At 38.7% G+C, this 15,387-nt stretch carries 14 protein-coding genes; 12 read left to right on the top strand and 2 right to left on the bottom strand.

All coding sequences use genetic code 11. The features are described 5' to 3' along the window. The first annotated feature begins 267 nt into the window (after positions 1-267). The 6 genes from speE (at position 268) to MKX78_RS22495 (ending at position 5,282) form a co-directional block, all read left to right on the top strand. Positions 268-1,095: a spermidine synthase gene (gene speE, locus MKX78_RS22520; RefSeq protein WP_322909847.1), complete on the top strand. Its 828-nt coding sequence runs from the start codon at positions 268-270 to the stop codon at positions 1,093-1,095. 12 nt (positions 1,096-1,107) lie between these two features. Next, on the top strand, positions 1,108-1,980 hold the full coding sequence (speB, locus tag MKX78_RS22515; RefSeq protein ID WP_095371548.1) for an agmatinase: 873 nt from the start codon (positions 1,108-1,110) through the stop codon (positions 1,978-1,980). 272 nt (positions 1,981-2,252) lie between these two features. After that, positions 2,253-2,693, top strand: a complete 441-nt coding sequence (locus MKX78_RS22510; RefSeq protein ID WP_233435184.1) for a DUF1934 domain-containing protein — start codon at positions 2,253-2,255, stop codon at positions 2,691-2,693. Then, positions 2,694-4,364, top strand: coding sequence for an arginine--tRNA ligase (argS, locus tag MKX78_RS22505; RefSeq protein WP_340976867.1), 1,671 nt, complete (start codon positions 2,694-2,696; stop codon positions 4,362-4,364). A 356-nt stretch (positions 4,365-4,720) separates the two neighbouring features. Then, the gene (locus MKX78_RS22500) at positions 4,721-4,891 is read left to right on the top strand and encodes a hypothetical protein (protein WP_340976865.1); all 171 of its coding nucleotides are present in this window, start codon (positions 4,721-4,723) and stop codon (positions 4,889-4,891) included. Next, positions 4,875-5,282, top strand: coding sequence for a hypothetical protein (locus MKX78_RS22495; RefSeq protein ID WP_341052508.1), 408 nt, complete (start codon positions 4,875-4,877; stop codon positions 5,280-5,282). Before MKX78_RS22500 ends, MKX78_RS22495 begins: the two co-directional genes overlap by 17 nt. Before the next feature lie 81 nt (positions 5,283-5,363). On the opposite strand, the gene uvsE is transcribed toward MKX78_RS22495, so the two are convergent. Both uvsE and cls read right to left on the bottom strand, forming a co-directional pair. Then, positions 5,364-6,320 carry a UV DNA damage repair endonuclease UvsE gene (uvsE, locus tag MKX78_RS22490; RefSeq protein WP_322909915.1) on the bottom strand — a complete coding sequence of 319 codons (957 nt, stop codon included), beginning with the start codon at positions 6,318-6,320 and terminating at the stop codon, positions 5,364-5,366. Positions 6,321-6,337: 17 nt separating this feature from the next. Beyond that, on the bottom strand, positions 6,338-7,555 hold the full coding sequence (gene cls / locus MKX78_RS22485) for a cardiolipin synthase (RefSeq protein WP_307316575.1): 1,218 nt from the start codon (positions 7,553-7,555) through the stop codon (positions 6,338-6,340). 241 nt (positions 7,556-7,796) lie between these two features. Here cls and MKX78_RS22480 point away from each other — a divergent pair, with 241 nt between their 5' ends. The 6 genes from MKX78_RS22480 to MKX78_RS22455 all read left to right on the top strand — a co-directional run bounded on the left by MKX78_RS22480 (position 7,797) and on the right by MKX78_RS22455 (position 15,379). After that, positions 7,797-9,905 carry a (Fe-S)-binding protein gene (locus tag MKX78_RS22480; RefSeq protein ID WP_341052506.1) on the top strand — a complete coding sequence of 703 codons (2,109 nt, stop codon included), beginning with the start codon at positions 7,797-7,799 and terminating at the stop codon, positions 9,903-9,905. Between the two features lie 244 nt (positions 9,906-10,149). Beyond that, positions 10,150-11,337 carry an acetyl-CoA C-acetyltransferase gene (locus tag MKX78_RS22475; RefSeq protein WP_095371554.1) on the top strand — a complete coding sequence of 396 codons (1,188 nt, stop codon included), beginning with the start codon at positions 10,150-10,152 and terminating at the stop codon, positions 11,335-11,337. Positions 11,338-11,358: 21 nt separating this feature from the next. Beyond that, positions 11,359-12,210: a 3-hydroxybutyryl-CoA dehydrogenase gene (locus MKX78_RS22470; protein WP_095371555.1), complete on the top strand. Its 852-nt coding sequence runs from the start codon at positions 11,359-11,361 to the stop codon at positions 12,208-12,210. Between the two features lie 95 nt (positions 12,211-12,305). Beyond that, on the top strand, positions 12,306-13,436 hold the full coding sequence (locus MKX78_RS22465; RefSeq protein WP_341052504.1) for an acyl-CoA dehydrogenase: 1,131 nt from the start codon (positions 12,306-12,308) through the stop codon (positions 13,434-13,436). Positions 13,437-13,459: 23 nt separating this feature from the next. Then, complete coding sequence (locus MKX78_RS22460) at positions 13,460-14,599, top strand: acyl-CoA dehydrogenase (protein ID WP_341052502.1); 1,140 nt, start codon at positions 13,460-13,462, stop codon at positions 14,597-14,599. 150 nt (positions 14,600-14,749) lie between these two features. Further along, positions 14,750-15,379: a TetR/AcrR family transcriptional regulator gene (locus tag MKX78_RS22455; RefSeq protein ID WP_095371558.1), complete on the top strand. Its 630-nt coding sequence runs from the start codon at positions 14,750-14,752 to the stop codon at positions 15,377-15,379. Positions 15,380-15,387: the final 8 nt, after the last annotated feature.

The following is a 15,387-nucleotide window of genomic DNA, read 5'->3' as shown; positions in this document are numbered from 1 at the left end:
ATGAATAGTAGAGAGAGCCAGGTCAGCAAACATCTACATCGGTTCAATCATATAGCTGAAACGCCAAAGACTGTTCCGATTTCACAATGAATGAGTGCGAAGATTCTATTAGCCCATTCCTCTTTTTAGCGGGTATCTGCTTTTTAACAAAATTTTCACTTGCAATTTTGCTAGAATCCTCTATACTTTTCTCATGTTTGTCATTTTGCTTTTCGGGAACGATAAGGTTAAATGAGGCACTTTTTTAATAGAAAGGATTGAAGAATAATGAGCATTTGGTTTACTGAAAAACAAACAGAGAACTTCGGTATCACGATGAAGGTGAATCGAACTTTACATACGGAACAGACAGATTTTCAAAAGCTAGACATGGTAGAAACAGAAGAGTGGGGCAATATGCTTCTTCTTGATGATATGGTCATGACTTCTGTGAAGGATGAGTTTGTTTATCATGAAATGGTCGCTCATGTGCCTTTATTTACTCACCCAAACCCTGAGAATATCCTCGTTGTCGGTGGTGGAGACGGAGGCGTTATTCGTGAAGTGTTAAAGCACCCTAGCGTGAAAAAGGCGACACTTGTAGATATTGATGGGAAGGTTATTGAATTCTCGAAAAAATACTTGCCAGAAATTGCAGGAAAGCTTGAAGACCCGCGTGTAGAAGTAAAAGTGGGCGACGGCTTCATGCATATTGCTGAAAGTGAAAACGAATATGACGTTATTATGGTCGATTCAACAGAACCAGTGGGTCCGGCAGTTAACTTATTTACTAAAGGTTTCTATGCAGGTATTGCTAAAGCATTGAAGGAAGATGGTTTATTCGTAGCGCAGTCAGATAATCCGTGGTTTAAAGCAGACTTAATCCGCAATGTTCAAAAGGATGTAAAAGAAATTTTCCCAATTACACGTCTGTATGTGGCGAATATCCCTACTTATCCTAGTGGATTATGGGCATTCACTATCGGTTCGAAAAAGCACGATCCACTAAAAGTAGAAGAAGAGCGTTTCCACGAAATTGAGACGAAATATTATACAAAAGAACTACATCAGGCTGCATTTGTACTACCGAAATTTGTTAAAGATTTAGTGGAATAAGGAGGGCTCACTATGCGTTTTGATGAAGCTTATTCAGGAAATGTGTTTATTAAAAGTCATCCGCATTATGAAGACAGCAGTGCTGTAATTTATGGGATGCCAATGGACTGGACAGTTAGTTATCGTCCGGGTTCAAGATTCGGCCCAACCAGAATAAGAGAAGTGTCCATCGGCCTTGAAGAGTATAGTCCTTATTTAGATCGAGATCTAGAAGAAGTGAAATTTTTCGATGCAGGAGATATTCCATTACCATTTGGAAACCCGCAAAAAAGTATCGATATGATAGAGGAATACATTGACGGACTACTTGCAGATAATAAATTCCCTATTGGTATGGGTGGGGAGCATTTAGTTAGCTGGCCAGTCATAAAGGCGATGTATAAGAAATACCCTGACTTAGCGATTATCCATATGGATGCACATACAGATTTACGAGACGATTACGAAGGCGAACCACTTTCTCATAGCACACCAATCAAGAAAGCGGCTAATCTCATTGGTCCAACAAACGTCTATTCATTTGGGATTCGTTCTGGGATGAAAGAAGAGTTTCAATGGGCTAAAGAAGTAGGGATGCATATTTCTAAATTTGAAGTATTAGCACCTTTGAAGGAAGTTTTGCCACAATTAGCTGGTCGTCCTGTCTATGTGACAATTGACATCGATGTCCTTGATCCTGCACATGCGCCGGGTACAGGTACTGTTGATGCTGGAGGCATTACTTCTAAGGAGCTTTTAGCCTCTATTCATGAAATTGCTCGTGCCAATGTGAATGTGGTTGGCTGTGACCTAGTTGAAGTGGCACCCATTTATGACCCTTCAGAACAAACTGCGAATACAGCTAGTAAGCTTATTCGTGAAATGATTTTAGGTTGGGTGAAATAAATTGATGATGCGAACAAATTCTATTATAGGAGAATTTGTTCGTTTTTTATTTGGTTTTGTGTGATATCTGGTGTTTAGTTCAAAAATACTAACTACGTGAAAAGCTTTATCATACGCTTTTCATCAGAAAAGTTCTGTGGATGCCCGTGGTATACTAGTGGTCAAAGTTGTTGTTGTATAATTATTCATGACTGGAAGATAACATTAATTTGTTTTATACTAATAAGGTTATAGAAATTTCGTTTGAAACGGTATAAAAGGATGTGGAGGGATTGTCGAAAGTTTTAGATGATCAAATTCCTGTAAAAATAAATGTGAAAACGACCATCCATGATGGGAATAGTAAGGATACTTTTGAATTAACGGCGGCTGGTCGATACTATAAAAAAGGAAATGCCAGATATCTTCAATATGAAGAAGAGATGGATGTAGGCATGGTGAAAACCATTGTAAAAATGACTGAGGATGACGGTTTAATCTTACGAAGTGGTTCGATAAAAATGCGCTTGCCATTTAAAATGCATCAGTCTTTAAGAGGTAATTATACGACCCCATATGGTGTATTTAATTTAAAAACTTTAACGAAGAGAATGGTGCATGAGTTTAAAGAAGAGACAAACATTGGCTCTATTGATTTGATGTATGATTTAAACATGCAAGGATCTAAAGCAGGAACCTATCATCTAACCATTGCATTTGAGGAGGAAAACTGAGTGAATATCGTTGAACAGGTGCAACAAAATCTGAAACAAGAAATTAAACAAGCGGTCATAAAAGCTGGCTTAGCTGAAGAGGGACAAATTCCTGATGTTATTCTAGAAATACCAAAAGACAAAACGCATGGTGATTATTCTACAAATATGGCGATGCAACTTGCAAGAGTGGCAAAAAAAGCGCCAAAAATGATTGCTGAAGATATCATTACTCACTTTGATCAATCAAAAGCTTCGATTGAAAAGATGGAAATCGCTGGGCCAGGATTTCTGAATTTTTACATGGATAATCGTTATTTAACGAACTTAATTCCTACCGTGTTAGAAGCAGATGAAGCCTACGGTCAAACAAATGTAGGTAATGGCACAAAAGTTCAAGTAGAGTTCGTATCTGCTAATCCAACAGGTGATTTACACCTAGGCCATGCGCGCGGGGCAGCTGTTGGTGATTCATTATCCAACATTCTAGCGAAGGCAGGCTATGATGTTACGCGTGAATACTATATTAACGATGCCGGCAACCAAATTAATAATCTCGCTTATTCTGTAGAAGCCCGTTATTTCCAAGCATTAGGTATGGAAAAGGAGATGCCGCAAGACGGTTATCATGGGGAAGATATTATTAATATCGGTAAAACACTTGCTAAAGAACATGGTAATGAGTATGTCGATTACGATGCCCAAGAGCGTTTTGACACTTTCCGTGAGTATGGTTTGAAATATGAAATGGAAAAATTAAAAAATGACTTGGAAGATTTCCGTGTTCCTTATGATGTATGGTATTCAGAGACTTCACTTTATCATAATGGAAAAATCGACCGTGCATTGGAAGCATTAAAAGAAAATGGTCATATATACGAAGAAGATGGTGCGACATGGTTCCGCTCTACTACTTTTGGTGATGATAAAGATCGTGTTTTGATTAAAAATGACGGCTCCTATACGTATTTAACGCCAGATATTGCTTATCATAAAGATAAATTAGAGCGTGGCTTTGAGAAAATTATTAACGTTTGGGGTGCAGACCATCATGGTTATATACCGCGTATGAAAGCTGCCATTCAAGCACTTGGCTATAGTAAAGAAGCCCTTGAAGTTGAAATTATTCAGCTCGTTCATTTATATAAAAATGGCGAGAAAATGAAAATGAGTAAACGTACAGGTAAAGCAGTAACCATGCGTGATCTTGTAGAGGAAGTCGGTTTAGATGCGACTCGTTATTTCTTCGCGATGAGAAGTGCGGACACTCATTTAGATTTTGATTTAGATTTAGCTGTATCACAGTCTAACGAGAACCCAGTATATTATGCACAATACGCACATGCGCGTATTTCAAGCATCTTAAGACAAGGTGAAGAACAAGGGTTAGTTCTTGACGCCCAAGCTGACTTATCATTAATCGGAGCAGAAAAAGAACTAGATGTATTGAAGAAAATTGGCGAATTTCCACAAGCAGTAGGTGAAGCTGCTGAAAAGCGCATGCCTCATCGAATTACCAATTATATCTTTGACTTAGCATCTACTTTCCATAGCTTCTATAATGCCGAAAAAGTTTTAGATAGCGAACAGCCTGAAAAGTCAAAAGCAAGACTAGCACTAATTAAAGCGGTACAAACAACATTGAAAAATGCATTAGCGTTAATCGGTGTGTCAGCTCCTGAAAAAATGTAAGAGACGTACAGCAAGCGCCCCACTCGTGTAGTGGGCGCTTTTTTTCTTGAAATAGAATTAAATTCACAAAGAGTAGTAATGGAGGAGAATTAAAACGTTTCATATAAAAAGGTACGAATTGCACGGTAGAGGATTATCTACCATGACCTTATTTTATATTAGGATGGGGAAAATACAGGTAGATTTCCTTAACCGAAAAAGTAAATAGATGCTGGTAGACTAAATAACGCTATCATGCCCACCTCTCTTTATAAAATTTAAGGTCCGTACCCTTCAAAATATTGAAAAATTCATTCCAATCAGTAGAGTAACTAAGTTGTGTTTGTACGCAAAAGGCAAAGGGAGAAGGAGAAGAATTGCGCGAAAGTCGTGTTAGCGCGCAAAAGACGAAGGGAGAAGGAGGAGAATTGCGCGAAAGTCGTGTTAGCGCGCAAAAGACGAAGGGAGAAGAAGAAGAATTGCGTGAAAGTCGTGTTTGCACGCAAAAAGGTAAAGGGAGAAGGAGAAGAATTGCGCGAAAGTTATGATTGCGCGAAAAAGACGAAGGGAGAAGGAGGAGAATTGCGCGAAAGTTATGATTGCGCGCAAAAGACGAAGGGAGAAGGAGAAGAATTGCGCGAAATCCATGTTTACGCGCAAAAGACGAAGGGAGAAGAAGAAGAATTGCACGTAAGTCGTGTTTGCGCGCAAAAGGCAAAGGGAGAAGGAGGAGAATTGCGCGAAATCCATGTTTACGCGCAAAAGGCAAAGGGAGAAGGAGAAGAATTGCGCGAAAGTCATGATTACGCGCAAAAGACGAAGGGAGAAGGAGAAGAATTGCGTGTAAGTTATGTCTCCACAGTAAAAGACAGAAGAAAGGGGATTGGTGTTATTAAGTTTTACATGGCACTTCTAACATTACACATAGAAAGAACCTAAAGCAGATAAAAAGATCATTAGTATACTTTAGGTTCTATTTATTTTTATAGGTATGAATCAGAGCATATATTGTCTTATCCACTACTTCCATTCAACCGTTCCGCCACCAACACGCTTGACTCCGCGAATGCTAGCGACATCCTCAACAAGTTGTAAACATGCTAAGTTCTTTGCTTTCGCTTCAATCATTAAATCCACATCTTGACCTACTTCGCGAATGGCCGTTAGCAGGGGTTGTACAAACTGGAAATCCACATAATCAGCATGCGACCGATAGGCTTTATCTGATTTAGGCGAAGACACATGGATTTTAGGTCGCAAACCCTTATGGCTCCATGTTTGAAATACGCGTGGTAATAATTCTCTTAAAGGAATGTCCACGAGATTAGCCATATGGTGATGATAATCAAAAATCATTGGCACCTTTTCCTCTTCACATACAGCAAGTGTTTCCTCGGCATTATAGGTTTTATCATCGTTTTCTAACGTCATTCTCGCTTTAATATGTGAGGGTAAAGTTTTAAGATTTTCCTCGAAACGTTTTAAGGATGTCATCTTATCACCATAAGCACCGCCTATATGTATATTGATAATAGCGGTCTGGCTTAAACCCATTGCTTCGAGCATGTCAAAATGATATTGCATGTCGATTACGGCATTTTCGGTTACTTCCTGTCTAGGAGAAGTAAATAAAGTAAACTGATTAGGGTGGAAGCTTACACGTAAATGATGGTCTTTAATCAATTTACCCAATTCATACCATTCATTCTTAAAGGGCGATTGGAAATCCCATTTCACATCGGGGTGAGTAGCAAGTGGCACTATCGAACTTGATAATCGGTATAATGGGATTTCATGAGCAATATTATAATGAAGCATTCGCTTTGTGTGAGCAAGATTAAGTGCAGTAATTTCCCTCAGTTTATCTAATCTTTCATGAGCATTTAATTGTTGATAGCGAGCGTAAGTAAGTGTTTTTGCAGGGGAGGCATCCCATAATGTAATCGCATGAGATACATACCCGAAACGTATTGAAATCAATAGTTATCGGCTCCTTATAAAAAGAGATCTACACATCGTGCTAATAATTCTTTCCCTTGTCTCTTCAGGTTGAAACCAGAAATATCTTGATATTGCAGTTTTTCTGCATTCGCTAAATCCTTATGAAATACTTCGCTTAGTTCTTTATGAAAATGAAGATCCTCACTATAACAATTTATTTCATCATTAAGAAAGAAGCTTCTTTTATCAAAATTAGCTGTTCCGACGACAGCAACTTCATCGACGATCATTGCTTTTGCATGATAGAAACCTTTTTTATACTCATACACTTCTGCTCCTGCCTTCAGTAATGGACGTAAGTAACGATGGGAAGCTTCTTTGACAAGAAAGTGGTCACTCGTATAGGGAATCATAATCGTTACTTTTACCCCTCTTGTTAATGCGGACAATAGATGCTGCATTACTTCTACATCGGGAATAAAATAGGGTGTACCAATTTCAATGAATTGTTCAGCATTTTCAATCAGTGCGATATATTCCTCCTTCAAGAATGCACCATCATTCACTTTAAACTGATGTTCTACACTGCCTTTTGTTATATCTTCTGGAAAATACTTTTCAGTTTTACTTATTAGTTGGTTGCTAGCATCTGCCCAATCTTGTAGGAAAACACTTTGTAAAGTATGTGCACCTTCTCCACTTACTTTTAAATGGTAGTCTCGCCATGGTGTAAGTTTACGGTCAAGGTTGATATACTCAGGGCCTACGTTAAATCCACCTAAATATCCTACTTTTCCATCAATTACAGAAATTTTCCTATGATTTCTTGCTTGTACGTTGTAGAATAGAAAGGGAAACGTAGGTGTATGGGCAAAGGCTAATTGAATACCATGAGAACGTAGCTCTTTTTTGAGTTTAAAATTCAGAATAATCGGTAAACTACCAGCCCAATCTAATAGCAGACGTACCTCTACACCTTCATTTGCTTTTTGTTTTAAGATAGTTAAAAATTCCTGTCCTATTCCTTCGTCTTTAACAATATAAAAGAGAATATGGATATGGTGTTTTGCTTTTTTTAATTCCGTAAAATAATCATCAAATAATGAAGGTCCGTCCGCAAAAAGGACAAAGTTAGCGAAAGCGGGGGAGGGGTTCATTCGGCTGACTGTTTTTAAATGTTTTTTACGACCAAGGGCATAATCGACCCATAGAAGAAAAATAAATACGATAGCAATCAGCAAGATGACCGCAACAGAAAGAAGGATTGTCAAGTTGATCATCTCCCAAAACAGTATGTTTAAATAGTATCTCCATAGAGACCTATTCTATTATCGCTTTTATTGCCTGAAGAAAAAAGGATAAAATAAATAAAAAGTAGTTGACTGAATGCTCATTCATTATATAATGGAACTAAGATTTAAATTCAGAAAATTTTAATACGATAAAATTTTCTTTTTACATTGAATAATCTTCTTATACACATGGATTAGTCGAGAAAGGAGTAGAACACACGTGAATGGATTATTATGGGTTAACCTTATTGCGACCGTTCTTGTAATCGCTTACGCACTTAGTTTGTTTGCTTATTTGCTCAAGACCAGATATGAGTACATTAAGCTTGGAAAGAAAACGGCATTTGACAATAATGTTAAAGAGCGTATGAACAAAATTTGGGTCAATGTATTTGGACAAAAGAAGCTTTTAAAGGATAAAAAAAGTGGCGCTATCCACGTCATGTTCTTCTATGGCTTTATTTTAGTCCAGTTTGGTGCAATCGATTTTATTATCAAAGGAATTTCGCCTGGATCACATCTTCCATTAGGTCCGTTGTATCCAGGATTCACTTTTTTCCAAGAAATCGTTACTTTAATGATTTTGGTTGCCGTCATCTGGGCATTTCACAGAAGATATGTTGAAAAGCTTGTTCGTCTAAAAAGAGGTTTTAAATCAGGGATTGTTTTAATTTTTATTGGCGGCTTGATGTTATCTGTTTTATTAGGAAATGGCATGTCGATGATTTGGCACGGACATGATCCTGTATGGACGGAACCGGTCGCTTCGCTTTTCGCCATCGCCTTATCATGGATTGGTGAAACAGCTTCTATTGTAGTCTTTTATGTTTCTTGGTGGATTCACTTATTATTCCTACTCGCTTTCCTAGTCTATATTCCGCAATCGAAGCATGCTCATTTGATTGCAGGACCAGTAAATGTATATTTCAATAGATTAGATAACCCAGGAAAGTTAAAACCAATCGATTTCGAAGATGAATCACAAGAGACATTTGGTGTTGGACATATTGAGGAGTTTTCGCAATTACAAATGATCGACTTTTATGCTTGTGTTGAGTGTGGTCGTTGTACAAATATGTGTCCGGCGACTGGAACAGGTAAAATGCTTTCTCCGATGGATCTTATTATTAAGTTGCGTGACCATTTAACATTCCACGGGGCAGCGGTGACTAGAAAACAACCATGGGTACCGACATTTGCCTTTTCGAATACGAAGGGAAATCAAATTGCTTTATCAGCTGGGGCAGAGGGTGCTGAAGAGGCGGCAGCGGGCCTCGCTTATAGTCCGAGTTTGATTGGGGAAGTCATTACAGAAGAAGAAATATGGGCATGTACAACTTGCCGTAATTGTGAAGACCAATGCCCAGTTATGAACGAACATGTAGATAAAATTATTGACCTACGCCGATATCTTGTTTTAACAGAAGGTAAAATGGATGCCGATGCACAACGTGCGATGACGAATATCGAACGTCAAGGAAATCCTTGGGGACTAAACAGGAAAGAGCGAGAAGATTGGAGAAGTCTTCGTGAAGATGTACATGTTCCTACAGTGAAAGAAATGAAGAAAGCAGATGAATCTTATGAGTATCTGTTCTGGGTAGGAGCAATGGGTTCTTATGATAACCGTAGCCAAAAGATTGCCCTTTCCTTTGCTCGTCTTTTGAATGAGGCAGGAGTTAAATTTGCTATCCTTGGCAATAAAGAAAAGAACTCAGGTGATACACCAAGACGTCTAGGGAATGAGTTCTTATTCCAAGAGTTAGCAACAAAGAATATCGAAGAGTTTGAGAAAAATGAAGTGAAGAAAATCGTAACAATCGATCCACATGCTTATAATATCTTTAAAAATGAATATCCAGACTTTGGGCTTAAAGCCGAGGTATACCACCATACGGAAGTATTAGCGAAATTGGTGAAGGACGGTGTGTTAAAACCACAATATGCCGTTGAAGAAACGATTACCTTCCATGATTCTTGTTATCTAGGGCGCTATAACGAAGTGTATGATCCACCTCGTGAAATTTTAAAATCGATTTCAGGTGTGAAACTAATTGAAATGGAGAGAAATCGCGAAAAAGGAATGTGCTGCGGTGCTGGTGGTGGATTAATGTGGATGGAAGAAGAAACAGGTAATCGTGTCAATGTTTCACGTACAGAACAAGCATTAGCGGTCAATCCAACGATTATTAGTTCAGGGTGTCCATATTGCTTAACGATGTTATCAGATGGAACAAAAGCAAAAGAAGTAGAAGAAAATGTACAAACATATGATGTAGCTGAGCTTTTAGAAAAAGCTGTTATCGGTGAACAAACACTCGCTTCATAGAAATAAGGAGAGAGGAATTGAAACGTATAAAAATTCAGTAAAAATAAATTTTATGAATTTTTAGGATATTGTTTTAATTCTTCTCTTTTTTCGTGTAAAATAAAGTAAATAAAGCGCTTTCATGATATTTGTAGAAATTTTACTTTTTTCTATGGACATCCTTTGAGCGAGCGTTCAGTCAATAGCCTCTTTAGTTAAAAGAAAATTTAGTGAATAAGAGATATATAGGAATGGAGTGAAAGTTTTGAGTAAAACAGTCATTGTTGCAGGTGCGAGAACACCTTTTGGTAAGTTTGCTGGTGGGTTAAGCTCTTTCACCGCTTCAGATTTAGGTGGAATCGTTGTTAAAGAAGCTCTAAAACGAGCGAATGTTGCTGGGCAAGATGTAGGCGAAGTAATTTTAGGCTCAGTCTTACAAGGAGGACAAGGACAGCTCCCGTCAAGGCAAGCAGCGCGAAAAGCTGACTTACCTTGGGAAGTGAAAACGGAAACAATCAATAAGGTATGTGCTTCAGGAATGAGGAGTGTGACCTTAGCAGATCAAATTTTAAGATTAGGTGAAGAAGAGATCATTGTTGCCGGTGGAATGGAATCGATGAGTAATGCTCCTTATCTTCTGCCAAAGGCTAGATGGGGATTAAGAATGGGCGATGGCAAAGTGCAGGATTTAATGACATATGATGGTTTAACTTGCAGCTTTTCTGGTGTGCATATGGGCACTTATGGGAATGAAACAGCAGAAGCATTCAACATTAGTAGAGAAGAACAAGATAGATGGGCATTGAGAAGTCATCAGCGAGCAGCAGAAGCAATTAAATCAGGTAAATTAGCTGAAGAAATTGTGCCAGTTGAAGTACCGCAAAGAAAAGGTGAGAGCATCGTCGTTTCAGAAGATGAAGCGCCTAGGAAAGATACATCCTTAGAAAAGTTAGCTAAACTAGGTTCCGCGTTTGGTCCAGGTGGAAGTATTACTGCAGGGAATGCTCCTGGTGTAAATGACGGTGCGGCTGCCCTTGTACTGATGAGTGCAGAAAAGGCAGAGCGTGAAGGAAAAGAGATAGGGGCAGTAATTCTCGGTCATACAGCAATTGCGGTAGAAGCAAAGGACTTTCCGCAAACACCTGGCTTAGTCATTAATGAGTTATTAAAAAAGACAGGTAAAAGCTTAGATGATATTGATTTATTTGAAATAAACGAAGCCTTTGCAGCAGTTGCCTTAACAAGTGGAAGAATTGCTAAATTAGATGAAGAGAAGGTAAATGTGAATGGCGGTGCGGTTGCCCTCGGTCACCCGATTGGTGCAAGTGGTGCAAGGATTATTTTAACACTCATGCATGAATTAAAGCGTAGAGGTGGCGGTATTGGCATTGCTGCTATTTGTTCAGGTGGAGGTCAGGGTGACGCAGTAATGATAGAAGTAGCTAAACAATAAATTCCTGGAGGGGATAAATAAATGAGTATCAATACAGTAATGGTTATCGGTGCAGGACAAATGGGTTCAGGGATCGCGCAAGTTTGTGCGCAAGCGGGATTTAGTGTTTATTTAAATGATTTAAAGCAGGAGTTTTTAGACCGTGGATTAAGTGTGATTAAAAAGAATTTAACTAGACAAGTAGATAAGGGCAGAATGCAAGCAGAAGAAATGGAAAAAGTTCTTGCTAATCTGATTCCCTCTACTTCATTAGAAGATGCAAAACAGGTTGATTTAGTGATAGAAGCAGCTGTTGAAAATATGGAAGTGAAGACAAAGATATTTAACCAACTAGATGAAATTACGCCAGCACATACGATATTAGCATCAAATACATCTTCTTTACCGATTACGGAAATTGCCGCAGCGACTAAACGTCCCGAAAAAGTGATTGGTATGCATTTTATGAACCCTGTACCAGTCATGAAATTAGTCGAAATTATACGTGGTTTAGCAACAACAGATGAAGTGTATCAAGCAATTGAGGACATGACGAAACAATTAAACAAGGTGCCAGTAGAAGTGGAGGACTTTCCAGGTTTTGTGTCTAACCGCATTCTCATGCCGATGATTAATGAGGCTGTCTATACATTATATGAGGGAGTTGCAACGAAAGAAGCAATCGATGACGTTATGAAACTGGGTATGAACCATCCGATGGGACCGTTGACTTTAGCAGATTTCATCGGTTTAGATACGTGTCTCTATATTATGGAAATTTTACACGAAGGCTTCGGTGATGATAAGTATCGTCCATGTCCTTTATTAAGAAAGTATGTAAAGGCTGGATGGCTAGGTAAGAAAACTGGTAAAGGTTTTTACGAATACGCTTAATGATTAAGTAAGTTAAATAATTAGTCGAAGTGGATAAAAATCTTTTTTGAACCTTGCTAAGACACATACAATTGACGACATCGGGGGTTAAGTATATGCATTTAAAGTTTACTGTAGAGCAAGAGATGATGAGAAAAATGGTGAGGGATTTTGCTCAAGCCGAGATAGCTCCATATGTGGATAGGATGGAAGCTGGCGAGTTTCCAAGGGAAGTCTTGAGGAAAATGGGAGAGCTTGGATTAATGGGGATTCCCATTCCAGAAAAATACGGTGGCTCTGAAATGGATTTTATGTCCTATATCATTGCTATTAATGAAATCTCTAAAGTAAGTGCAACAATTGGTGTGATTTTATCTGTCCATACATCTGTAGGTACGAATCCAATTGTTTATTTTGGTACAGAAACACAAAAACAAAAGTATGTTCCCAAGTTAGCTAGTGGAGAATATTTGGGTGCGTTTTGCTTGACTGAACCAAGTGCTGGTTCTGATGCAGGAAGCTTAAAGTCAAAAGCGGTAAAAAAAGGAGATCAATATATTATCAATGGCTCCAAAGTATTTATTACAAACGGTGGAGAAGCGGATGTCTATATTGTCTTTGCTTCCACAAACACAGCATTAGGAACAAAAGGAATATCGGCTTTTATTGTTGACAAGGATACCCCTGGACTAGTCATCGGAAAAGATGAACATAAAATGGGACTTCATGGTTCAAGAACTTTACAGCTTAGCTTTGAAGATATGGAGGTACCTTCGGAAAACCTTTTAGGTGAAGAAGGTGAAGGCTTTAAGATTGCCATGTCTAATTTAGATGTGGGGAGGATTGGCATTGCTGCCCAAGCCCTGGGGATTTCTGAAGCTGCCCTTGAGGCATCCACTCGTTATGCTAAAGAAAGAGTCCAATTTGGTAAGCCGATTGCAGCCCAGCAAGGTATTGGCTTTAAGTTAGCGGATATGGCAACGGCAGTTGAAGGAGCAAGACTACTAATCTATCGTGCTGCTCATATGAGACAAAACGGTCAAAAATGTGGGAAAGAAGCATCAATGGCTAAATTATTCGCTTCTAAAACAGCTGTTGAAGTCACAACGGATGCGATTCAAGTATTTGGTGGCTATGGCTATACAGAAGATTATCCAGTAGAAAGATATTTCCGTGATGCAAAAATAACGGAAATATACGAAGGTACAAGTGAAATTCAAAAGCTAGTAATCAGTAAACAACTTTAACAACTTATCTTGGAGGAGTAATCATGAATTTTCAATTAAGTGAAGAACATGAAATGATTAGAAAAATGGTAAGAGATTTTGCTGAAAACGAAGTGGCGCCGACCGCTGCTAGTCGTGATGAAGAGGAACGCTTTGATCGCAATATATTTAATAAAATGGCTGAACTAGGTTTAACAGGTATTCCTTGGCCAGAGGAATACGGTGGTATTGGGAGTGATTATTTAGCATACTGTATAGCGGTGGAAGAACTGTCACGTGTATGTGCATCTACCGGTGTAACTTTATCTGCACATACATCCCTAGCCGGATGGCCAATTTATAAATTTGGTTCAGAGGAACAAAAACAAAAATATTTAAAGCCGATGGCACAAGGTGAAAAAATAGGTGCTTATGGTCTAACGGAACCAGGTAGCGGATCTGATGCTGGCGGTATGAAAACAACGGCGAGATTAGAGGGCAGTCATTACATTCTTAATGGCTCAAAAATTTTCATCACAAATGGTGGTGAAGCAGAAATCTATGTTGTATTTGCTTTAACTGATACTTCAAATAAACATAAAGGAACAACGGCCTTTATAGTCGAGTCTAATTATGAAGGATTCTCTGTCGGTAAAAAAGAGAAAAAGTTAGGTATTCGTTCTTCTCCTACAACTGAAATCATTTTCGAAGAGTGTAAAGTACCAGTTGAAAATGTGCTCGGCGAAGTCGGTGAGGGCTTTAAGATTGCGATGATGACGTTAGATGGTGGTCGTAATGGTATTGCTGCACAAGCTGTCGGAATTGCTCAAGGTGCGTTAGATGCGGCAACTGCTTATGCAAAAGAGCGTGTTCAATTTGGAAAACCGATTGCGGCCCAGCAAGGAATTGGTTTTAAATTAGCAGATATGGCAACAAGTGTAGAAGCAGCTAGACTATTGACCTATCAAGCAGCTTGGTTGGAATCTGCCGGACTGCCTTATGGAAAAGAATCAGCTATGTCTAAACTTTTTGCTGGCGATGCGGCGATGAAGGTGACAACGGATGCTGTGCAAGTATTTGGTGGCTATGGTTATACAAAGGATTATCCTGTCGAGCGTTACATGAGAGACGCAAAGATTACACAAATTTATGAGGGTACTCAAGAAATTCAAAGATTAGTCATTTCAAGAATGGTTACGAAATAACAAATAAAGAAATGGGGCGCCGATTATGTTTAGGTACGCAATTAGATCGTTGCCCCGCATTAAATGATTCTTCTCATAGATCCATTAAGTAAAGAGAGGTTTATACAGTCATCAACATGGATGGAGGGTATAAAAGGACGGTAGATAATCATGTCAAAGAGAGAAGTACAGGCCTCTGTCAAAGATGAAAAGCTTGTAAAAAAAAGAAGAGATCAAATGATCAAAGGCGCGGTGAACCTATTCATCGAAAAGGGGTTCCACCGAACGACGACAAGAGAGATTGCGAAAGCTTCTGGATTTAGTATTGGTACATTATATGAATATATCGGAACAAAAGAAGACGTACTATATCTTGTCTGTGACAGTATTTATGATAAGGTTCGAGAGCATCTACAAAAGGGGCTAGACACAAAAAAGGGAACGATTGATAGCCTGAGACAAGGGATAGCAGATTATTTCCGAGTCGTTGATGGTATGCAGGATGAAGTGCTAGTGATGTATCAGGAAGTAAAGTCTTTATCGAAAGACGCGTTACCTTATGTTTTAGAAAAAGAAATTGAAATGGTGGCAATGTTTGAGAAAGTAATCGTTCTTTGCATAGAAAATGGAGAGCTTTCATTACCTGAGACAAAGGTCAAGATGATCGCTCATAATATTTTTGTCCAAGGACAAATGTGGGCGTTTAGGCGTTGGTCATTACAAAGAATGTTTACGATTGAGGAATATATTGAACTACAAACAGATTTACTTTTTCAAGCAATTCATGCAGAGAAACGATAATAGATTAA

This window comes from Cytobacillus sp. FSL R5-0569, from assembly GCF_038007265.1.
GTDB lineage: Bacteria > Bacillota > Bacilli > Bacillales > Cytobacillaceae > Cytobacillus > Cytobacillus kochii.
Note: the sequence above shows the minus strand (reverse complement) of the source record. Positions and strands in the feature narration are given on the sequence as shown.